The organism is Kribbella sp. WER1 (genome assembly GCF_054189145.1).
The window spans coordinates 1,820,506-1,840,510 of record NZ_CM135186.1 but is presented as its reverse complement, the minus strand read 5'-3'; the positions used below and the strand labels follow the sequence as shown (position 1 = coordinate 1,840,510).

The 20,005-nt window shown below is 67.1% G+C and carries 29 protein-coding genes; 19 read left to right on the top strand and 10 right to left on the bottom strand.

What is annotated here, in order from left to right; all coding sequences use genetic code 11:
- Nucleotides 1-24: 24 nt before the first annotated feature.
- Nucleotides 25-561 (bottom strand): mycothiol transferase, encoded by a 537-nt coding sequence (locus ACXJJ3_RS08960; RefSeq protein ID WP_458169495.1) that lies wholly within the window; start codon nt 559-561, stop codon nt 25-27.
- 120 nt (nt 562-681) lie between these two features.
- On the opposite strand from ACXJJ3_RS08960, the gene ACXJJ3_RS08955 reads away from it, so the two are divergent.
- The gene (locus ACXJJ3_RS08955; protein WP_458169494.1) at nt 682-2,331 is read left to right on the top strand and encodes a M28 family peptidase; all 1,650 of its coding nucleotides are present in this window, start codon (nt 682-684) and stop codon (nt 2,329-2,331) included.
- A gap of 49 nt (nt 2,332-2,380) precedes the next feature.
- On the opposite strand, the gene gdhA is transcribed toward ACXJJ3_RS08955, so the two are convergent.
- Both gdhA and ACXJJ3_RS08945 read right to left on the bottom strand, forming a co-directional pair.
- Nucleotides 2,381-3,730 carry an NADP-specific glutamate dehydrogenase gene (gdhA, locus tag ACXJJ3_RS08950; RefSeq protein ID WP_458169493.1) on the bottom strand — a complete coding sequence of 450 codons (1,350 nt, stop codon included), beginning with the start codon at nt 3,728-3,730 and terminating at the stop codon, nt 2,381-2,383.
- 67 nt (nt 3,731-3,797) lie between these two features.
- A complete protein-coding gene (locus tag ACXJJ3_RS08945) occupies nt 3,798-5,600 on the bottom strand; it encodes an alkaline phosphatase family protein (protein WP_458169492.1) in 1,803 nt (600 codons plus the stop codon).
- Between the two features lie 219 nt (nt 5,601-5,819).
- Here ACXJJ3_RS08945 and ACXJJ3_RS08940 point away from each other — a divergent pair, with 219 nt between their 5' ends.
- Nucleotides 5,820-6,761, top strand: a complete 942-nt coding sequence (locus tag ACXJJ3_RS08940; protein ID WP_458169491.1) for a phosphotransferase family protein — start codon at nt 5,820-5,822, stop codon at nt 6,759-6,761.
- A 304-nt stretch (nt 6,762-7,065) separates the two neighbouring features.
- Nucleotides 7,066-8,286, top strand: coding sequence for a tyrosine-type recombinase/integrase (locus ACXJJ3_RS08935; protein WP_458169490.1), 1,221 nt, complete (start codon nt 7,066-7,068; stop codon nt 8,284-8,286).
- Nucleotides 8,287-8,612: 326 nt separating this feature from the next.
- Here ACXJJ3_RS08935 and ACXJJ3_RS08930 read toward each other — a convergent pair whose 3' ends face one another.
- The 7 genes from ACXJJ3_RS08930 to ACXJJ3_RS08900 form a co-directional block, all read right to left on the bottom strand.
- A complete protein-coding gene (locus ACXJJ3_RS08930) occupies nt 8,613-8,831 on the bottom strand; it encodes a hypothetical protein (protein WP_458169489.1) in 219 nt (72 codons plus the stop codon).
- Nucleotides 8,832-9,136: 305 nt separating this feature from the next.
- Nucleotides 9,137-9,748, bottom strand: a complete 612-nt coding sequence (locus ACXJJ3_RS08925) for a hypothetical protein (protein ID WP_458169488.1) — start codon at nt 9,746-9,748, stop codon at nt 9,137-9,139.
- Entirely contained in the window at nt 9,748-10,179 is a 432-nt protein-coding gene (locus ACXJJ3_RS08920; RefSeq protein WP_458169487.1) for a hypothetical protein, read from the bottom strand. The genes ACXJJ3_RS08925 and ACXJJ3_RS08920 overlap by 1 nt, the downstream gene beginning before the upstream one ends.
- A gap of 97 nt (nt 10,180-10,276) precedes the next feature.
- A complete protein-coding gene (locus tag ACXJJ3_RS08915) occupies nt 10,277-10,558 on the bottom strand; it encodes a hypothetical protein (protein WP_458169486.1) in 282 nt (93 codons plus the stop codon).
- Nucleotides 10,559-10,699: 141 nt separating this feature from the next.
- Nucleotides 10,700-11,080 carry a hypothetical protein gene (locus tag ACXJJ3_RS08910; protein ID WP_380197279.1) on the bottom strand — a complete coding sequence of 127 codons (381 nt, stop codon included), beginning with the start codon at nt 11,078-11,080 and terminating at the stop codon, nt 10,700-10,702.
- Nucleotides 11,062-11,343, bottom strand: a complete 282-nt coding sequence (locus tag ACXJJ3_RS08905) for a hypothetical protein (protein WP_380197281.1) — start codon at nt 11,341-11,343, stop codon at nt 11,062-11,064. Before ACXJJ3_RS08905 ends, ACXJJ3_RS08910 begins: the two co-directional genes overlap by 19 nt.
- The gene (locus ACXJJ3_RS08900) at nt 11,340-11,717 is read right to left on the bottom strand and encodes a hypothetical protein (RefSeq protein WP_458169485.1); all 378 of its coding nucleotides are present in this window, start codon (nt 11,715-11,717) and stop codon (nt 11,340-11,342) included. The genes ACXJJ3_RS08905 and ACXJJ3_RS08900 overlap by 4 nt, the downstream gene beginning before the upstream one ends.
- Before the next feature lie 815 nt (nt 11,718-12,532).
- On the opposite strand from ACXJJ3_RS08900, the gene ACXJJ3_RS08895 reads away from it, so the two are divergent.
- The 16 genes from ACXJJ3_RS08895 (at nt 12,533) to ACXJJ3_RS08820 (ending at nt 19,917) form a co-directional block, all read left to right on the top strand.
- Complete coding sequence (locus ACXJJ3_RS08895; protein WP_380197284.1) at nt 12,533-12,760, top strand: helix-turn-helix domain-containing protein; 228 nt, start codon at nt 12,533-12,535, stop codon at nt 12,758-12,760.
- Nucleotides 12,757-13,017: a hypothetical protein gene (locus ACXJJ3_RS08890; protein WP_380197286.1), complete on the top strand. Its 261-nt coding sequence runs from the start codon at nt 12,757-12,759 to the stop codon at nt 13,015-13,017. The genes ACXJJ3_RS08895 and ACXJJ3_RS08890 overlap by 4 nt, the downstream gene beginning before the upstream one ends.
- Nucleotides 13,018-13,278: 261 nt before the next feature.
- Entirely contained in the window at nt 13,279-13,626 is a 348-nt protein-coding gene (locus ACXJJ3_RS08885; RefSeq protein WP_458169484.1) for a restriction endonuclease, read from the top strand.
- Nucleotides 13,623-13,919 (top strand): hypothetical protein, encoded by a 297-nt coding sequence (locus ACXJJ3_RS08880; RefSeq protein WP_458169483.1) that lies wholly within the window; start codon nt 13,623-13,625, stop codon nt 13,917-13,919. The genes ACXJJ3_RS08885 and ACXJJ3_RS08880 overlap by 4 nt, the downstream gene beginning before the upstream one ends.
- Nucleotides 13,919-14,887 (top strand): hypothetical protein, encoded by a 969-nt coding sequence (locus tag ACXJJ3_RS08875; protein ID WP_458169482.1) that lies wholly within the window; start codon nt 13,919-13,921, stop codon nt 14,885-14,887. The genes ACXJJ3_RS08880 and ACXJJ3_RS08875 overlap by 1 nt, the downstream gene beginning before the upstream one ends.
- A 12-nt stretch (nt 14,888-14,899) precedes the next feature.
- Nucleotides 14,900-15,292 (top strand): hypothetical protein, encoded by a 393-nt coding sequence (locus ACXJJ3_RS08870; protein ID WP_458169481.1) that lies wholly within the window; start codon nt 14,900-14,902, stop codon nt 15,290-15,292.
- Entirely contained in the window at nt 15,292-15,507 is a 216-nt protein-coding gene (locus ACXJJ3_RS08865; protein ID WP_380197295.1) for a hypothetical protein, read from the top strand. The genes ACXJJ3_RS08870 and ACXJJ3_RS08865 overlap by 1 nt, the downstream gene beginning before the upstream one ends.
- The gene (locus ACXJJ3_RS08860; RefSeq protein ID WP_380197297.1) at nt 15,507-15,752 is read left to right on the top strand and encodes a hypothetical protein; all 246 of its coding nucleotides are present in this window, start codon (nt 15,507-15,509) and stop codon (nt 15,750-15,752) included. Before ACXJJ3_RS08865 ends, ACXJJ3_RS08860 begins: the two co-directional genes overlap by 1 nt.
- On the top strand, nt 15,749-16,033 hold the full coding sequence (locus ACXJJ3_RS08855; protein ID WP_458169480.1) for a hypothetical protein: 285 nt from the start codon (nt 15,749-15,751) through the stop codon (nt 16,031-16,033). The genes ACXJJ3_RS08860 and ACXJJ3_RS08855 overlap by 4 nt, the downstream gene beginning before the upstream one ends.
- A gap of 89 nt (nt 16,034-16,122) precedes the next feature.
- A complete protein-coding gene (locus tag ACXJJ3_RS08850; protein ID WP_458169479.1) occupies nt 16,123-16,983 on the top strand; it encodes a hypothetical protein in 861 nt (286 codons plus the stop codon).
- On the top strand, nt 16,983-17,201 hold the full coding sequence (locus tag ACXJJ3_RS08845) for a hypothetical protein (RefSeq protein WP_458169478.1): 219 nt from the start codon (nt 16,983-16,985) through the stop codon (nt 17,199-17,201). Before ACXJJ3_RS08850 ends, ACXJJ3_RS08845 begins: the two co-directional genes overlap by 1 nt.
- The gene (locus ACXJJ3_RS08840) at nt 17,198-17,377 is read left to right on the top strand and encodes a hypothetical protein (RefSeq protein ID WP_458169477.1); all 180 of its coding nucleotides are present in this window, start codon (nt 17,198-17,200) and stop codon (nt 17,375-17,377) included. The genes ACXJJ3_RS08845 and ACXJJ3_RS08840 overlap by 4 nt, the downstream gene beginning before the upstream one ends.
- A complete protein-coding gene (locus ACXJJ3_RS08835) occupies nt 17,374-17,682 on the top strand; it encodes a hypothetical protein (RefSeq protein WP_458169476.1) in 309 nt (102 codons plus the stop codon). Before ACXJJ3_RS08840 ends, ACXJJ3_RS08835 begins: the two co-directional genes overlap by 4 nt.
- Nucleotides 17,683-17,708: 26 nt before the next feature.
- A complete protein-coding gene (locus tag ACXJJ3_RS08830) occupies nt 17,709-17,879 on the top strand; it encodes a hypothetical protein (protein ID WP_458169475.1) in 171 nt (56 codons plus the stop codon).
- Between the two features lie 104 nt (nt 17,880-17,983).
- Nucleotides 17,984-18,574 carry a bifunctional DNA primase/polymerase gene (locus tag ACXJJ3_RS08825; RefSeq protein ID WP_458169474.1) on the top strand — a complete coding sequence of 197 codons (591 nt, stop codon included), beginning with the start codon at nt 17,984-17,986 and terminating at the stop codon, nt 18,572-18,574.
- Entirely contained in the window at nt 18,571-19,917 is a 1,347-nt protein-coding gene (locus ACXJJ3_RS08820; protein ID WP_458169473.1) for an AAA family ATPase, read from the top strand. Before ACXJJ3_RS08825 ends, ACXJJ3_RS08820 begins: the two co-directional genes overlap by 4 nt.
- The last annotated feature ends 88 nt before the right edge of the window (nt 19,918-20,005 follow it).

Below are 20,005 nucleotides of genomic sequence, written 5' to 3'. Positions count from 1 at the left end.
GAGTGCTCCAGTGTGTCCGTGAGCTCAGTCAGGATCGTTGCCTCGCACTCCGTCCACCGCTTCCCGCAGTACGTCGGCGTGACCGGTGTGCTTCAGGTACTCCTCCAGCAGGTCGATCGCTACGCGCCGCCGGTTCGTCGTCCAGGCGGGATCCGGGTCCTCGACGAGCGCGTCCAGTCCGCCGTCCGCGCTGAGCTGCTGCCAGGCGGCGCGCGAGCGGGCGGCCGCGGCGTACCAGAGGGCGTACAGCTCGTCCGGGTCGTCGGTGACCGCGGACTCCCAGCCCCACCGATCGTTCTCGACCCAGCTCCGGGTGTCCCGCGGCGCCGCAAGCGCCCGACCGGCAGCCCGCGCCGTGAACCCGTCCTCCACGAACGCCATGTGCTTGACCAACCCAGCCAACGTCATCGTCGACGGTGGATGCGTCTGCCGCAGCTGCTCGGCGGTCAGCCCGCCGGTCTTCCACGCGAACTGCTTCCGCACCCGGTCCAGCGCGAACTGCAGCGTCGCCGCCTCGTCGCCGCGCGGAGTCGCGTCCAGCGGCAGGTCTGTCCAGTCCATGACGGTCCCTTCGTGAGTCACCCAGGATGACAGTCCTGTCATGTGTCGTGCCAGATCTTCAGTCCGCGGCTCTCCAGGCGTATCAACGGCTTTGTACACGGTCAGGGGAGGGAGACAAGGATGAGCCCAGGAAGAGCACGACGTCGAGGCTGGGGACTCGCGATGGCCGCGGCCGCCGCGGTGGCCGTCACCGGGGCCTTGACGCCGGTCGCTTCGAGCGCCACCGGCACGGCGGACGCCAACCCGACGGCCTGCGCGAACCGGGTGAACAACACCCCGCAGAAGCTCGTCGACTGTGTCACCCAGACGGATCTCTGGGCGCACATGGTCAAGTTCCAGCAGATCGCGGACGCCAATCCGGGCGCCGACGGCCACCCGTCGCGGAACTCGGGGGAGCCCGGCTACAAGGCCTCCGCCGACTACGTGGCCGCGGTGATGAAGGCCGCCGGATACTCCGTCACGGAGCAGGAGTACAAGTTCCACTACTTCAGCTTCGTCGGTACGCCGGTGATGCGTGAGGAGTCGCCGGCCCCGCAGTCGTTCGGTCTCGTCACGGACTTCAACCCGGCGCCGGTCGACGGCTCGGCCAGCGCGAAGGTGCAGCCGGCGAAGGGCATCGTCGTACCGGCGACACCGACGCCCAGCTCGGCCAGCGGTTGCGCGGCCTCCGACTTCGCCGGGTTCGTCCCCGGCAACATCGCGTTGATCCAGCGCGGTACGTGCACGTTCGCCCAGAAGGTCGCGAACGCCGAGGCGGCCGGTGCGTCCGCGGCGGTCATCTTCAACGAGGGCAACCCCGGACGGACGAACGCGTTCTCCGGCAGCCTCGCCGGCACCGAGACGATCCCGGTGCTGTTCACGTCGTACGACGTCGGCACGCATCTGCTCGCGCAGTACGCCCAGGGCGCCACGCCGGTGCTGACCGTCGACGTGCACGTGATCGACGACCCGAACCGCTCCGACTGGAACGTGATCGCCGACTCCAAGGGCGGCGACCCGAACAACATCCTGGTCGTCGACGCGCACCTGGACGCCATCTACGGCGCCGGGATGCTCGACAACGCGTCGGGTTCGGCGACGATCCTGGACATCGCCCAGCAGTTGAAGAACACCAACACCCGCAACAAGCTGCGGTTCATCTGGTTCGGCGGCGAGGAGCTCGGTCTGCTCGGTTCGCAGTACTACGTCAACACGCTGCCGCCCGCCGAACTCGCCAAGATCAAGTTCGACCTCGACGCCGACGTCACCGCGACCCCGAACTACGTGGCCGGCGTACTCGACCCGAAGGACGGCGTGCAGCTGTTCGGCCGGACGCCCGGGACCCCGATGCCGCCGAGCATCTGGGCACCGTCGGCGATCGGACGCGACTACGGCATCGACTACCTGAACTCGATCGGGAAGAACCACATCCTGTTCTCGGCCGACGGGACGGACGCGTTCATGTTCCAGCAGGCCGGGATTCCGGCGAGCGGTGTGCTCACCGGGCAGGACTGCTGCAAGCTCGCGTCGGACGTCGCGCTGTTCGGCGGGTACCAAGGCAACTTCGAGGGCACCGTGCCGGGTGACGACGGCGGTTGTGTGGACAACCCGTTCCGGTGGTGCGACAACCTCAGCAACAACGACCCGCAGGTGCTGACCTGGATGTCGAAGACGTTCGCCAACATGGTCGCGCACATGGCGTACGACACGCAGGTGTTCAACGCCTCCAAGCCCGGCACCGGGCATGCCAAGAAGGTGTCGGCGGCTCCGAAGAACGCGCCGAGAAGCTGAGCTGTTCGCCGAGCCTCGGTCCCGCGCCGGGACCGGGGCCCAGGCGCGTTCAGATGACGCCGAGGGCCAGCATCGCGTCGGCGACCTTGACGAAGCTGGCGATGTTCGCGCCGACCACGTAGTCGCCCGGCGCGTCGTACTCCTCGGCCGCCGCGGCGCAGCGGGTGTGGACGTCGACCATGATCTGGTCGAGCCGCGCCTCGGTGTGGTCGAAATGCCACGAGTCGCGGGACGCGTTCTGCTGCATCTCGAGCGCGCTGGTCGCGACACCGCCCGCGTTCGCGGCCTTGCCCGGACCGAACAGCACGCCCTGCTCACGCCAGACCGCGACGGCCTCCGGCGTGCACGGCATGTTCGCCCCTTCGGCGACCGCGAGTACGCCGTTGTCGGCCAGCGTCCGGGCCGCGTCGCCGTCCAGCTCGTTCTGCGTCGCACACGGCAGAGCCACCTCGCAGGCGACGTCCCACACCGAGCCGCCGGCGTGATGCGTCGCCTTCGGGCGCTGAGCCGCGTAGTCGGCGACCCGGCCACGCTCGACCTCCTTGATCTGCCGCAGCAGTTCGAGGTCCAGGCCGTCCTCGTCCACGACGTACCCGTTGGAGTCCGAGCACGCGACCACCTCGGCGCCGAGCTCCTGCGCCTTCTGCGCTGCGTAGATCGCGACGTTGCCGGACCCGGACACGATCACCCGGCGCCCGGACAGCTCGAGGCCCTTCGTCGCCAGCATCTCCCGGGTGAAGAACACCGCGCCGTACCCGGTCGCCTCGGTCCGCACCTGGCTGCCGCCGTACGCGATCGCCTTGCCGGTCAGTACGCCGGACTCGTACCGGTTGGTGATCCGCTTGTACTGCCCGAACAGGTAGCCGATCTCCCGCCCGCCGACGCCGATGTCACCGGCCGGCACATCGGTGTACTCGCCGATGTGCCGGTACAGCTCGGTCATGAACGACTGGCAGAACCGCATGATCTCGCCGTCGCTGCGGCCCTTCGGGTCGAAGTCCGACCCGCCCTTGCCGCCGCCGATCGGCAGCCCGGTCAGCGCGTTCTTGAAGATCTGCTCGAACCCGAGGAACTTCACGATCGACAGGTTCACCGACGGATGGAACCGCAGCCCGCCCTTGTACGGCCCGAGCGCCGAGTTGAACTCGACCCGGAACCCGCGGTTGATCCGCACCCGCCCCTGGTCGTCGGTCCACGGCACCCGGAAGATCACCTGCCGCTCCGGCTCGCACAGCCGCTCGATCACGGACTCGTCGGCGTACCGCGGATGCTTCGCGACCACGGACCCCAACGACTCGAGCACCTCGTGCACCGCCTGATGGAACTCGCTCTCCCCGGGATTGCGCGCCAGCACAGTCCCGTACGCAACGTCCAGGTGATCCTCGAGTATCCCAACCATGGCCGTGAGGATACGGAATCCCCGGGCGCCGTGCGTCGCTGCGTCGGCATGCGAGACCGGCGCGACGTCACCGACGGCTGCGTGCCACGAGCTCCGGAAGGACCCGCGTGCCCTCGACCTGAACGGCCCGCAGGCTGAGCGGGTCGAGCCCGAGCAGGGCCAGGACCGTGGGCGCCACCTGCGTGGTCTCGACGGGAGTACGCACGACCTGGGTACGGACGCCCGCGCCGCTGACGAGCATCAGCACGTGCCGGTCGCCGGGGTTCATGCCACCGTGCTCGGCGAGCTTGGTCGGCTTCGCGTACACGACGCCTTCCTGGACCTTGCCGAAGACGTCGGGGTAGCGGCCGTTGCCGACCGGTACGCCGAAGAACCGCGCGGCCTGGGCGCCGGCCCAGATGTGGGTGAGACCCGAGTGCTGAACGGTGACGGGCTTCTTGTTCACGTCGACGCCCTGCGCGGTGTGGTTCCACAGGTACGTCTTGACGAAGTTGCTCGCGGCCCGTGAGTTGTCCGACAGGTAGGACTGCCACAGGTCGTCGTTCGTGCCCGCGACGATCAGCGTCTTCCCTGGGTGTGTCTTGGCCCACTCGGCGTTGACCGCGTCGACGATCGGACCGTCCGGCACCGTGACGAGCTTCGTCGGATCCTGCGGTGACTGACCGTGCTTGGCGGTGACGATGATCGTCGTCGAGTCCGTCAGGTGCTGCTTCGCGAGCTCGGCGACCATCCGGCCGAGCTCGGCGTCGACCGAGTCGAAGGCGCTCGACAGGACCGGGCCGGGGACCAGCTTGCCGTTGACCCGCTGGTACCCACCGGGTTGCGGCGCGCTGGTGGTGTACCCGCCGTGGCCGTCCGAGATCAGGTTCGCCGAGGTCGACGGGATCTTCTGCGCGACCGAGACGGTCTGGAAGTTCATGCCGAAGATCGCCGGCGTACCGACGTGCTGCGTGCCGGAGTGGTCGAGGCCGTCGATCTCGTTCAGCATCGCCTGGACCTTGTAGCCGTCGTACTGCTTGGTCGCGGCCTCGATGTGCGCCCAGTCGTCGTCCTGCGGGTACGGCTTGCCGTTCGGCATCACGGCCTGCGAGTCGATCTCGGGGCCGAAGTAGTCGTCGATGCTCTTGCCCTGTGATCCCGGGCCGTTGAACGACATGTAGACGGCGTGCTTGTCCGACCACGCCGTCCGCAGCCCGGCCGCGTGGATCACCTGGAAGATCGAGTTGTCGCCCAGGTAGTCCCACGGCATGATGCTCCGGCAGGTCGCCGGGTCGACCGGGAACGTCGACCTGTCGAACGACGACGCGTCGTTCTTCAGGCTCATGATCGCCGCCGGGTTGTGGTCGGCGCCGGCAGGCCCGTAGATCGAGCCGTTCTCGTCGAACGACGGGAACGCATGCGCCGCCCCCGTACTCAGATCCGGTACGCCGGGAAGCGCGTCGTCGGGCGAGTCGTACACGACGTTCCCGCCGGTCGCCGCGTGCCCGGGCGTGCAGGCCGCGCCCGGCTCGTCGACCTTGTGGCTGTACTCGACGTCGTAGTACACACCGGTCGACCTCGGGTTGCCGCCCGTCATCAGCGCGGTGCCGCCCGGGTCGGAGTCGGACGGGTTCGACGTCGACGCCCTCGTGTACTCGCTGCCGCTGTGCGCCAGTCGAGCAAGCGTCGACGTGGGATGCGTCGCGACGTACTGATCGAGATCGCTCTGGTGCATGCCGTCTATCGAGATCAGCAACACATGCTTGCTGTGCGACGGGGTGCGCGACGGGCCGGCCGCGTCTGCGCTCGTACTGATCAGCGGAACGGCACACAGCGCGGCCACCGCCGCCACCGCGAGTCCGACCGCGCCCGAACGGGTGTACTTCGCCATGGGCTCTCCAGAATCCGGAAGGAAGCGCAAACCTGCGCGCACCCATGCCTACGCACCCGGTACAGCCCCCACATGAAGCCCAGGTGTCCAACACCCCGCACTTCAGCAACCACACCCCGTGGAAACTGTGTACATCCTCAGAAAGCAGGGCGGGCGGAGAGCTCCATCTTCTCTTCGTTCCCCTTCACACACATTCACTGTTGAAGGGAACCTTCGAAGATGACTCATTCACCAGCTGAAGCGACGCTGGCCTGGGCGTGTGATGCCCTGGGTGCAGGCAGCAGCCAGCTCTCCGTCGAAAGCCTCGGTCGCGGCGGCCACCGCCCTTCTGGCACGTTCCGCCTGAGGATCGAAGGACCGGCGGCCCAGGCCACGGACGTGATCTTGAAGGTACCCGTCCGGGGCTGGATCGCCGCCGCGTGGCTGATCACGAACGCCCGAGCCCTTCAGTTGGCCGAGGCCCATGGCCTGGCCGCGCCGCGGCTGATCGCCGCCGATTTCGGCGGGAGAGGGAGCGGAAACGTCACCACTCTGGAGACCTTCCTGCCCGGCAGCGCCGATTTCCCGCCAACGGCTTCGGTCGCCCGGCTCCGGGAAGGAGGAGCAGCCCTTGCCAGGCTCCACGCTGTCAACATGGACGCTCAGACCCACCTGCCGCACCGCCCTCGGCCGTGCGCCGTTGACGACCGCGCCGACGAACGCCGGCGAGGCTCGACGCCGACCACCCCTCTTCTGCGGCAGGCCGACGAGCGGGTCCGATCGCACGGTGTGCCCGCGGCCGCGTCGGTGTTCGTGCACGGCGACGTCTGGGCCGGCAACATGCTGTGGGAGGGAGATCGTTGCGTCGCGCTGATCGACTGGAAGACGGCCGGCGTCGGTGATCCGGGGGTCGATCTCGGCAGCCTGCGGATGCAGATGGCCCTTCAGTACGGCCAGGACGCGCCGAGCCAGGTGTTGGAGGGCTGGCAGCGACAGTCCGGCCGGGCGGCAACATCTGTGCCCTATTGGGATGCGGTGGCCGCGCTCAACACGCCGACCGTGATGCAGGGCTTCCCGGGGTTCGCTGACGACGGTAGCCCGCTGGACGAAGCGGCCGTCACCGAACGCCGCGACGCCTTCCTCCGCGCCGCACTCGCTCAGTTCCCGGCGCGAAGCAGCTGACCACGTCGTGGAGCGCTCTACCGCCAAGGCCGAATGTGGCCGTGAACTGCGCAAATACCAAGTAGGGCGGACGGGACTCGAACCCGTGACCCAGGGATTATGAGTCCTAGGTGACCCCCCAAGAGCAATGGGTGCCCACGGCAACCAACGGGACGTTTTCCACCACGCCAGCTTGGCGTTTGCCGCCGACCATTGTCCCGCTGGTCCCGTTGGGTACCAGGCGTTCGGGGATAAGATTGGGGCTACTACAGGGGCTAGGATAGGGGCTACAGGCAACATCCCAATCACCAGAGGAGCGAACCTCATGAGCGACACCGCACCACGTCGGCGCAAAGGCGAAGGCAGCATCAGCCGGATGCATGACCACCCCACCTGCCCACCAGTCGGGCGGGACGGGAATCGTCCGGAGCACGAGTGCCGGGGCCGGTTCCGGGCTCGGATGTGGGTCACGACGATGATCGGCGAGCGGACCCGGCCGACTCTGTATGGCAAGACCGAGCGAGAGGTCATCAACAAGCTGAAAGAGCTGACCGCGAAGGAGGTCACTAATGCTGTCACGACCGGCTCGCTGACCATTGAGGACTGGTTCCGGACGGACGCGGCCGATCTGGAGCTTGCGAACCACTGGACCAGCTTGGCGCCCACCCTGAGGGAGAACACTCGCAAGGGCTACATCTCGAAGATCAACCGATACATCATCCCGCACCTGGGGAAGTACCGGCTGGACAGCAAGCAGCTCCCGGACCGCGTGGAAGCGATGTGGATCGCGATGCGGGCGGCCGGTCTGGAAGAGGCGACACTCCGCGGGACGCATGCCATCCTGACCAAAGGCTTCAAGGTCGCGGTACGGCGCGGCAGGATGAGCCGCAACCCGTGCGACCTGATCGACGCGCCGGGCACGAAGGTCAACAGCCGACGGCCCTTGACGGTCGAGGAGGCATGGCAGGTGCTAAAGCTGGCCGGGGACAACCCCCGTTTCTGGCTCGCACTCCTCGCCGGACTCCGGCAGGGTGAGGCGCTGGCCCTGCGCTGGAAGTACATCAGGCTCGACGAGCCGGACGTGCCGATGCCGTACCTGATCGTCCACGAGTCGCTGTCCTGGGGCGACGATGGGCCGGTCTTCGGCCCACCGAAGTCCGAGACCTCCACCGACCGGCCGGTGCCGCTGATTCCGCCGGTTGCCGACCGGCTCCGCAAGCTGCGGAAGGTACGGTTCGCGGCCGGGGCCACCGAGGATGATCTGGTCTTCCCGAACCCCCGGACCGGCAGGCCGATGGACAACAAGCGCGACTGGACCGCCTGGACCCTGCTGCTGGAGTTGGCGGGCGTTAAACACACGGCGCTGCACGCCGCTCGCAACACCACGTCCCAGTTGCTGGAGAACGCCGGGGTGCCGCCCCGGGTCGCGGCTGAGATCCTGGGCCACGCGGACGTGAAGGTCACCTTCAACTACCAGGCGGACAACCTGCCCGCAGCCTTCAAGGCGATGCAGGATCTGGATACGTACTGGCAGGAAGCTGCGTAGCCGGCACTCGACGGCAGTCTCCGTCAACAGCAAGGGCCCGGCGTGGGTAATCCCCACGCCGGGCCCTTCTGCTTGCCCGAGAGTGCCCCTCAGCACCGACCCCAGCATGTTGGGGAAGTCCCCCCATACATGGGGCTTCTACAGGGTCAGAGGAGCGAACCTTCAGACCCCCTGGAGGCCACCGAACTGCATGGGGGGACTTCAGCCAGCCACTATAGCGGTGCCCTGTCATGACAGGTCGAATACGGTGGGTGATCTGTGCCACGGCACACTCGTGCCAGTCCCCGCCTGAAGTGGTCCAGGGCGGTACAGACTGTATTCACTTGTCAAGAGTTCATGGTCTCTGCGTGCTCCACCATCAGCCGCACCGCTTCATGGGTGCAGCCAGCAACTCCTATCGGTTCGCCGGGGCAGTCCAGACACCGGACCAGCACCTTCATCCGGACGCCGAAGCTGGCTGGGTCCGGCCCGATCTCGAAGTGCCCCAACGTATGCGGGGGAATCGGGTCGCACGGGTCCGGCGGCATGTCGTCCATGCCCGTCACTCAGTCCGCCTCCTTCCCGACGACTCGCAGCAGTCGCCTCCGTGCACGCCCGCGTATCCCGGTGAGCTCGTCGGAGGTCTGCAATTGGTGCACCTCTACTCCGGGGTCGGCAAAGTCCGGGTACCGCGAGCGGAACCCGGACCCGCTGGTCCACTCCGTCGCCAACTCCGTCGCTGCTGTGAGAGAGACTTCGCTTTCGGGTCCGTACACGTCGAGTACACGCCGTTGCGCCTCTGTTGGGTCGAAGGCATCCACGACCACGACGTACAGGTTGGCGCGGCCTGATGTGGCGTCGCCCCCGGACGTCATGGCAGCAGGCCTTCCACGACGTTGGCTCCAGCTCCGCGCCGGTGTGCGTACACCCCGTGCGGGTCATGGTTGTCACGCGCCCAGATGAACGCAGCGGTGACCGACTCGAACTCAGGATGCTCCTTGGCAACGTGTTGCGTCAGGGCCCCGTGTCCCGACGTCCCACACCTAGGGCAGGTTGAGCCGAGCGCGTCCTTCAGGCCGGTGAAGCCGTGCTTTTTCACGTGTCCGCCCAGGCCGCTGTCGGTGTAGTCCATCGGGCACCACAGGCAGTACTGCGTCCGTTTGCCGACCGGGGGCCGCCCGTACCGCTGGCCCGACACCGCATGCTTTGCCACCGAGGCAGCCGCGGAGTTCTTCACCGAGACCTTCTTCGAGTTGCCGGCCTCGAACACCACACCGAACTCCTCCAGGGCGTAGCGCATCTCCGCTGCTGTCTGGTGCTGGTCGCACGCGTCGCAGAAGTCGATCTTCTTCGGCCTACCGCCCAGCGTGTACGGGCCGCGCTCCTCTGCGGGAGCAGGCGGATCGTGGCGCGGCACGAACTCGCCTTCAACGTCCTCCTTCACGCCGTCGCACCAGCGCTTGAGGATCAGCTCGGTCGCCATCAGTCTGTCTCCTCTACGAACGTGAGGGACTGACCCAGGTATAGGTCGGCGTTCAGTTCCTCGAAGTCACCGTCATCCAGCCGTGCCGAACCCTTGTCGAGCAGGTAGGGCACGCCGTCCTTGCTCTCGAAGTACTTGGGGTACCACTTCGTCACCTGCCGCAGCCCGCGCGGTGAGCGCACAAAGTCGGCCTCCACCTCGACACACCGGCAGATCCGGCACCGCTTGATGATCGTCATGCGTGTGCCGACCTTGTCCGGGTCTTGGCCGTACACGTAGACCCGACGCGTCTTGTACTTGTGCCGCTTCTCACCCCGACACACCTTCTGGCCTTCGTCCCACTCGCTCAGGCGCTTGGTGGTCTGGTCGTGGTCGCCTACGGCCTGCTCTGGTTCGGTGAATGTCACGAGAGCTAACCCTGTCCTCGCCATATGGTGATGCGCTCCTCTGTTGGTCTGGGTTGGTGCTGCGCGGGCCCCGCAGGGTTGAGGGGAGACCCCACGAGGCCCGCAATGTGGGTCCGGGACCTTACCCCGTCAGGCCCAGGGAACGGCGCTCGTTGTCAGTGAGCGTGTTCGCGCCGTTCGCACCGCAGGCCATGCAGAGCACGACCCCCGGCACTGGGACGAAACGTTGCCCACGGCGACGAAACGCCGTCATCACCACCTCGCTGGACGTGTCCTTGCCACAGCGAAGGCAGTAGTTCACGGACGGGCACTCGCATGTCCCGTCCTCGTTGTAGTGATCCGGCAACAACGACTTGATCGGGCAGCGTGCGATGTCGCCAGACCGTACGGTCTTCTGCTTCACCCGCGCCACCTCCCCAGGCCAATGCGGCACCGGGAGCAGATCGTGTCCCCGGTGTACCGCTTGTCTGGATCGTGGCCGACTACCCGGCAGACCACCTTCACCAGCCTGTCCGCCCAGCGCTCGCGCCGGGTGGCAAGCAGGTCAGGGCTTGCCCGGTGTCTGCCACGGCGCATCACCGTTCACCTCCCGGATCTTGTAGTAGATCCGGTCGGCCGCGACGAGCAGCGCTTCCCCATCCCGTCGGGTCTGAAGGTTGCCGCTGGTCTTGAAGGTGTTGCCGGTGTTTCGGCAGTACTCCATGATCACCGTGGCCGCCGCGACCGTCGTGGCGATCTCGTACGTCTTGCCCCGGCCGCGTACGCCAACGTCGGCATAGTGGAGCGCTTCGCACGCCTCCTTGGCGTCCTCGTCGCCCCGGGCATATAGATCCGGTTCCTTGTACAGCGCAGAGCCTTCGATGACCTTCCACGCGAGTCCGTTGATGTTGAACGTGACGCTCGGTTTCACTCGCTGCCCTGGCACGCCTCGTCCTCCTTCGCGGCTCGCGTCTGGACCTGTCCGTTGGCCCAGTGGATGACGGTTGCGCCGTCGTGACCGTGCACGGCGAAGATGCCCTCCAGGGTGTCCCAGATCGTCGTGGAGGGGTGCTTGCCGAGCCAGCCAAGCACGAACTTGCCGTTGCCGAGCTTGACCACCTGCGCGACGACTCCGGTTCCGCTGACGCCGGACACGTCTCGGTGCCGGACGACCTCGCCGGTCAGGCACTCCAGTTGCTCGTCGGTCACAGGTCCACCACCCGGTCGACGGGGACCAGCGGGCCCGTGATGTGTTTCCGCAGCTCGCGGTACAGCCTGTAGGTGTTGGTGTACCGCTCCTCGGGCATGAGGTTGCCGCTGTGCACGTGGGGCCAGCAGTCCCGGACGCGCTTGATGAGTTTCGGCCAGGCATTGGCACGGATCAGCTCCGCGCACTCCGTGCAGGCTCCCCAGTCGCCCGCGTTGCCGTGACGCTCGTCGGACTCGATGCCGACTGTCCCGAACAGGTTGATCCGGGCAACCGGTACCTCGAAGTTCGAGGCCGGCAACACCCACTCGGTGTGGTCCGCGAAGCAGAAGTCGCACCGCACGTCGACCGCAACGTCGGTGTCCAACACTGGCACGGCCGGATGGTCGGCCAGGCTGGGATCAGCGAGGGGATGCGCGTACCCCCGTCCCTCGTGGTGTAGCAGGACTCGTCCGCACACAGCGCAGATGCGCCGCCATGGCACGTGCAGACCTCTACCTTCCTTGGTTCCGTTCACTGTTCGCTCCTCTGATTCCGTTGTCCGGCTTCATGTTCCGCCGGTGGTCTGGCAAGACGTGGGTTCCACCCACATAAGCCGCCAGTAACCGCCGGATAATACGGGACACGCTGCCGTCACCGCGCTTCCGCACGGTCTCTTGCGCCGACTGCCACAGCTCGTCTGACGCCCGGAAGTGCCTCATCGGCTCCCGGTTGTCCAAGGGGCTTCATACCTCCTTCAGGACGGGGCCTTTCGTGAGGTACGGCCCCGACCAACAGGGGGGCCCGCGCGCATCAGGACCCCAGTCGAGAGAGTCGTTCGCTCGACTCCCTACAGAAGTCCGGGGTCGGTCAGGTTGAGACCTGGACCGAGCCCCGTGCTCCCAGATCTTGGGAACCTTAGCCGTAACTGAGTGAGTTAAACCAGCATTTTGCGCACATACGGTAGTGACCGAATCTTGAACCCGCCGTGATCGACTGACTAACGTGCGGTACATCCCCACCGCCTGAACGGGACGGAAGCCCGGGACCACCTACCCCCCCAGGCAGGTCAGGTTTCCGAGGCGGTGGGGGCCATAAGCAACTGAATCTGCCTGAGCAACTGCGACTGTCCGAGCAACTGAATCTGCCACTGCATCTGCAACTGCCTGTCCACCTGAAACCCCCTTCAGACACAGGGAAGTGTGATGCTCCATGCCTCGTGCAACAACTCTGTCCGAGCGTGAACCGTCCGACCAGTCCGACGCGGTTCTCGTGTCCACCAAGGAAACCGCCCGACTGCTCGGGCTATCCCGCAACCATGTCTACGAGCTTCTGGACCAGGGAGCTATCGACTCCAGGTACATCGGCCGCCGCCGCCTCGTCGTCATGACCTCGCTGCGGGAGTTCATCTCTGGCCTGCCCGCCGAGCGTGGCGCGTGAGCGCCGACTACGTGGATGCCTTGTTCTACGCGCAGGTTGAGCCGATCTGGGCGTACAACAACGGCCTCGCGAAGTCCTTGCGTGGAGCAAGGGTCGCGCGGCTGACACAGTCGCATCCGCAGAGCCCCATCGGCGGCACAGTGATCGTCAAGCTGGCGCTGCGAATCCCTGCGAGCGCATTCCTTCCGCTGCGGCCGGCACCGGTCGTCGTACCGCATGACGACGCGCAGCCAGTGCTGCTGGAGATGGCGCAATGAGCGTCGCAGTGCTTGTCGCAACTCCTGACCCGGAGCCGCCTCCGTGCTCCTGCCGTTTCGCCAACGTGCGCACCAAGAACGGCTACCAGTGGGTGTTTCGACGCGACCGCGCATGCCCCTCGCACGGCACACCGCGCCGCCCGGTGTAACAACCGCGCGGCAAATCAGTGAGCACCGACATTGGTGTAACGACTACGTCTGAAGCCCTGCAGTAGCAGGACATCGGGCGTCCACTACTCGTACCCCCACGAGGTGAACGTCATGGCCCAGTACCACCGGGGCCGCGACTTCGAGCACGCCGTAAGGCGCGAGCTCGTTGCCGACGGCTACGACGTGATCCGGTCCGCCGGAAGCAAAACCAAGATCGACCTGGTTGCCTTCAAGGCCAGGCAAATCCTCCTCATTCAATGCAAGCTCGACGCTAACGCTTCACCAGCCGAGCGTGCCGACCTACTCCGTGTGACTGCGCTCCTACCCAACTACGCGGTACCGCTGATCGCGTGGAAGCGGCCCCGCGTGTCGCAGATTCATTACAGCCGCCTCACCGGGACGCAACATAATCAGCGGGAATCGTGGACGCCTGACGCGGTGGCGGCGGTGGCGTCGTGATCGACCCCGCTCACACGTTCGCACGCGCCACCTTCGACCTGCTCATGGTCGTCCACGACCGGCAGTTGCCTCCGCCGCTGTCCATCAACTGGTCGACGTACAGCAACGAGCTCGGCGTGCAGGTACCGCCCGGCGACTTCCTCCGCTGGCTGGACAGCCTGACCGACGCGCAGCGCTCCATGTCCGCGTACGACGGCCGGTGCCACCACCACGCCACAGGCATCCTGCGTGGCGCGCCGGAGACCCATCTCCGACTGACCTCCGTTGCGCTCCAGCGCCAGGCGGTGGCCTGATGGTCCAGACAGTTGCCCCCAGCCCGGAGATCCGGCGAGACCGCTGGGGAAGGCCGCTGGTGGTCCCGCCAGGCGGCGGCAAGCCGACCGCGTACACCCGCTGCACGACGTACGTCGGCACGATTGAGGACACCTACAACCTCAGCAAGTGGCAGCAGCGCATGGTGGCGCTGGGGCTGTCGGATCGGCGTGACCTCCAGCTGGCAGTGGCTGCCCACCGCGAGGACAAGTCCAAGCTGAACGCCGTCTGCGAGTCCGCCATCGAGGCAGCCAAGGGCAGTGCCGCCGCGACCACCGGGACCGCGCTGCACGCGATCACCGAGACCCACGATCGTGGGCAGGAGGTCGGCACCCTGCCGGACGACGCGCAGGCCGACCTGAACGCCTACATCGCGGCGACGAAGGACTTCAAACCGATCCACATTGAGCAGTTCATGGTGCTGGACAGCCTCAAGATCGGCGGCACCCCGGACCGCATCAGCCGGTACGGAGGTAAGCGGTACGTCACCGACCTCAAGACCGGGTCGCTGGACTACGGCTTCCTGAAGATCGCCGCGCAGCTTGCGGTGTACGCCCGGTCGCTGCCGTACGACGTGGAGACCGGGAAGCGTCTGGAGCCGCACGGGGCCGAGCTGGACCGGGGCGTGATCGTCCACCTCCCTGCCGGGTCCGCCACCTGCACCCTCTACTGGATCGACCTGCTGGTCGGGTGGGACGTGGTGACGCTGTCCCGCCGGGTCCGCGAGAAGCGAGCCCTTCCGCAACGCGCTCTCCTGTCACCGATCGGTGGCCCGAACGCGAACACGACGCCGGTGCCGGCCGCGAACGAAATCCCAACGCTCGCAGAGCAGATCAGTTCCGCGGTGACCCCAGACGACGTCCGGGCCTTGTGGCGCGAGCACGCGAGCCAGTGGACCGACGAGCTGACGCAGCTCGCCCGGACCCACATCGAGCAACTCACAAACTGAAGGAGCAACCGCATGAGTAACCAGTTCGCTGACCCGGCGGAGATGACCGGCATCAAGTGGGACGATCTCGAAGGGGCCTTGCTGCTCATCAAGCCGTACGGCTTGGAGCAGGGGGTAGTGACCAACTTCGGGACCACCGAGGCCGTACGCGCCGACGTGACGGTCCTCGACGGATCGAACAAGGGTGAGGAGTACCCGGACGCACTGGTGTTCCCACGCGTCCTTCAGGGCCAGCTCAAGCCCCGTACGGGCCAGCTCGTGGTCGGCCGCCTCGGCAAGGGTGCCGCCAAGCCTGGCCAGTCCGCCCCGTGGAAGCTCGACAAGGCATCCAAGGCCGATATCGAGGTCGCGGAGAAGCACCTGGCCAACAAGCCCAGCTCCGTGGGCGAAGAGCCCCCGTTCTGATGGACGACGCCGCACCGGACTACGACAACAACCTGGTCGCGGCCGGTGGGGTCCTGATGCTGCTCCTGCTCGCGCAGGGGCAGGTCAGGACCCTCACCTCCCTGGAGCTGGTGACCGATGCCGAAGGCAACGCAACCAACCAGCTCGACATCACCCTCAGCTTCCTGCGGTCGCCGTACCGGCTGACCGTCACCCGGATCACCGAGGAGCACTGATGACGAACGACTTCAACGACGCGCTGACCATCGCGGAGCAGCGCCGACGCCACTCCGTCCGGACAGCCGTCATGTTCATCGTCCAGGACCAGCCGCACTGCGCGCTGGCAGAGCTGCTGGACTCCGTACACCGCTGCGCCCACCTGGATCACCGGCCCCTGGACCCGGTGCGGGTACTGGCCCGCGCCAACAACCTCCTAGCCGAGTGGGGCAACCCGCGTCCCTGCCTGGAGCTGGTCGCATGACCGGCACGCGGAAGGACGGCTCCGCGCCGGTCCACCGGTGGGTCAAGTTCCCCAACCCGTACATGCGGTGCAGTCGCTGCGGCCAGCCCGTGCGGCACTGGCACGACGAGCAGCAGTGCGGCACCCCGGCCGAACCGTGCGACGTGGACTGGTACCTGGCTCCCTGCGGGCATCAGGCCGAGGCCCAGTCGGCCTGCAAGACCTGGAACCCGTTGGCAGGCTGCCAATGCTTCCAGACCTTCGGGAACGTGCCCCACGAGAACGGGGCGGTGGTCAAGTGACCACCGCCCCGGCGCTTCACCGCCCGGCTACCCGACCTTTATCGCCGGACCGGGCCATCGCCATACCAACCCAACCGGAAGGATACCAAGTGATCGACATGAAGATTCCCTCGCCTGGGCAGGTGTTTCCGGTCCCCACCCGGGGACTGCCGGACGTCGAGCCGTACGCCGAAGTCCTCAACGTCACCCCGGAGCTGGCCGCCGAGTTCCTGCGCTGCCACGTCCGCAACCGGCCGGTCAAGGATCGGGTCGTGGCCGCGTATATGCGCGACATGCTCGCGAGCCGCTGGCAGCTCACCGGCGAGCCGGTCAAGTTCAACATCAAGGGGGAACTGGACGACGGGCAGCACCGGCTCAAGGCCGTCGTACGGTCCGGCTGCACCGTCCGCATGCTGGTGGTGTGGAACGTGCCCGTCGGCGCCCAGGAGGTGATGGACTCCGGCATCAAGCGGTCCGTCAACGACCAGCTCGCCATGCGCGGCACCAAGAACGCCTCCGTGGTCAGTGCCGCTGTCCGGCTCGCTCTGTCCGAGCCCGGCGCAGGCTTCGTCACCACCGATGAGCGGATCGCCAACCCGACCAACAGCGAGATCGCTGCATGGATCGACACGCATCCAAACATTCATCGCTGCGCCGAGATCGGGAAGGCGTACTACAAGCAGATCCACCTCCAGCCGTCCGTGGCCACGCTCGCGTGGATGCGGCTGTCCGCGATCGACATGGACGCATGCTCGCTGTTCTTCCATTCGCTGGCCGAGATGACCACCGACGGCCCCGGCGATCCACGCCTGGCGCTGGCGCGCCGGTTGCAGTACCTCAGCCAGGAGAAGACCCGCCAGAACGGCGTGATGCTCATCGGCCTGGTGTACCGCGCCTGGAACGCGTGGCGTCGCGGCAAGGCACTCACCAAGATGCCCATGACCGCAAGCATCCCGGAACGGCTCTACTGATGTGCTGGATCGCCCACGATCGTGACGAACCTGCCGGTGCCGGCCACGAGGAACACGAACAGGTTCTCAACGAGCTGTACGGACTCACCCCGGCCCAGGTCCACCTGTACGACCGGGTCACCAAGATCGTCGACGAGGCCCTGGAGCAGTTCGACAAGGGGTACGCAGTGTGCGTCGAGGAGCAGACCGCAGACCTCGCCAGGGAGCTGTGCCCATGAGCCGGTCACGGGCCGTCGCCACCTGTCGGTTCTGCGCCGACCCGATCATCTACCGCCACTGGAACGGCCACCGGGCGTGGACGCATCGCGCCACCGGCAACGCCCACTGCGAGGCGTACAGCACCGTCGCCGCCCCACGCGAGTCGGACAAGTTCACCAACGGGGAGGAGCCGTGAGGAGCTACATCACGATCAGCGCCAACGCCCGCGACCGCGCGCCGTTCAGCAACTCCACCGAGGGGGCCGCCTGGACCGCGAACTGGTGCGACAAGTGCACCCACGACACGGGTGCGCCGGACGACGGCTGCCCGATCTTGCTCGTGGGTCTGATGGGCAAGACGCCGACCGAGTGGCAGCCGGGGGACCGGCTGCTCCTCGGGGCCACGTACCGCTGCGCGGAGTTCCGTCTCCGGCGGGACGAGCCACCGGCCCAGGTCCCTGGTCAGCTCGCGCTGTTCATTGCCGAGGAGGGCAGCGAGTGACGGGCGCGCTGTCGGTGGCCCTCGGTATGCTGCGCGACCACATCGCCTCCGAGCCCGACCGAGACGCCTACCCGGCCGACGACGGCCACGCCCAGGCCGCGTACTGGGCCGCCTACGACGAGTGGGCCTCGGCCAACTACGGCCTACGCATGATGGTCGGCGGGATGCTGATCCGTGAGGCCCTGAACGACCTGTAGCACCGCAACTGCCTGAGCAACTGTCACTGCACCTGCACCTGTAACTGCACCTGCACCTGTAACTGCACCAGCGAGCCCTGATCGCCGACCGCTGGAGGTGCCCCGTGCACGACCCTGCCCTTGCCCGCGCCGAAGCCCTGCTCCGCCAAGAGCTCGACGCGCAGAACGTGGACGGCATCATGGCCGCCGCTGCCGAGCTGGATCGGCACGAACCACCACCCAAGCGGGCGAGCGTAATCGGGGCCGCACTCTGGTACGCCGCACGCGGCCTGCCGGTGTTCCCGATCCAGCCCGGCAGCAAGAAGCCCTACTTCGGCAGTCACGGCCTGGACGACGGCACCACCGACCCCGACGCGGTACGGCGCATGTTCGCGGACAGGCCCGGTTGCAACCTGGCAATCGCCACCGGCCACCGCGTGGACGTGATCGACTTCGACGGCCCGGAGTCCCACGCCGAGTGGGGCAAGAAGTACCCGACGTGGGAATCCGCCGGCATCGACGTGCTCGGGATCGTATCCACGCCCCGGCCGGGCGGGCTGCACGTGTACGTGCCCATCACCGGGTCCGGCAACTACGCCGGAATGCTGCCCGGCGTGGACTATCGCGGCCGAGGCGGGTACGTCGTCGTACCGCCGTCCGTCACCGCGGCTGGAAGCTACCAATGGCTGCGACCGCTGGCAGAGGTGGCGCGATGACAGACGAGCGTCCCCTGTTCCTGCGGGAGCTGCGCCCGCAGCACGAGCCGCGCCAACAGCTCAACGGGCACACCGCAGCGCCTGGCACCGCGACCGGATACGCGCTCCGTGCCCTGTCCAGCGAGCTGGACAAGCTGGAACACACACCCGAAGGCGGCCGGAACCACCAGCTCAACGTGTCCGCCTTCAACCTCGCTCAGCTCGTTCTGGCCGGGCACCTCGGCTACGAGTCCACGTGGGCGTCACTGACCGCCGCAGCCCACAGCATCGGACTCAGTAGCCACGAGACCCAAGCCACCCTCCAGTCAGCGTTCCGGGCCGCGTCACCGCGCGACGTGCCCGAGCAGGCCGACACGACCGTCACGGTGGTCACCGCGCCGGACAGCGACGACGTAGCCGCCAGGTCCGTGCGCGACCAGCTCCCGCGCCTGGACTGGCACGAGCTGTGGGCCGACGACAGCCAGGAGGAGTGGATCGTTGAGCCGATCTTGCCCGCCCGGCGACACGTCGCCATGTATTCCGCGCCCAAGGTCGGCAAGAGCCTCCTCATGTTGGAGCTCGCGGTAGCCATCGCTCGCGGCGAACCGGTGCTCGGTACCAAGATCGACCGGCCTCGGCGCGTGCTGTACCTGGACTACGAGAACGACCCGCGCGCCGACGTGCGCACCCGGCTCGTAGCCATGGGTCGCGGGCCCGACGACCTCGAGTATTTGGACTATCTCAGCTTTCCCCAGCTCGGTGGACTGGACACCGGCCCCGGGGCTGCGCTGCTGCTCGCCGCGTGCACCGAGTACGGCACCGAGGTCGTAGTGATCGACACCGTCTCCCGGGCCGTCGCAGGCGAGGAGAACGAGAACGACACCTGGCTCGGGCTATACCGGCGCACCGGCCTGGCACTGAAGCAGGCGGGCATCGCCTGTATCCGGCTCGACCACACCGGCAAGGACCCCACGAAGGGCATGCGAGGCGGGAGCGCCAAGTACGGCGACGTGGACGCCGTGTGGTCCATGACAACCGTCAGCGACACCACCTTCCGCCTGGAGTGCACCGCCAACCGGATGCCGATCACGGAGAAGGTGCTCGTGGTGCGCCGCGAGATGCTGCCGCACCTCCGCCACGAAGTCGAGGGCGGTGGCGTGCTCGCGGTCGCGACAGCCCGCAAGCATCAGCTCATTGAGCAGCTCAACGAGCTGTACGGCGACCACACCCCACCGAGCATCAAGGACGCCATGCGTCGGCTCAAGGACCGGTTCGGGATTTCCCCACGGTTCGAGAACGTCCGGGACGCGATCAACGACCGCGAACTGACCTTCAACCGGCTGCCGTGGGGTGAGGACCAGTGACGATCATGAGCGGTTCCCGAGGCCGGGAACCAGCACCGGTTCCCGGACCTGACCCGGTTCCGGGAACCGCAAGCGACCGGAACCCGCA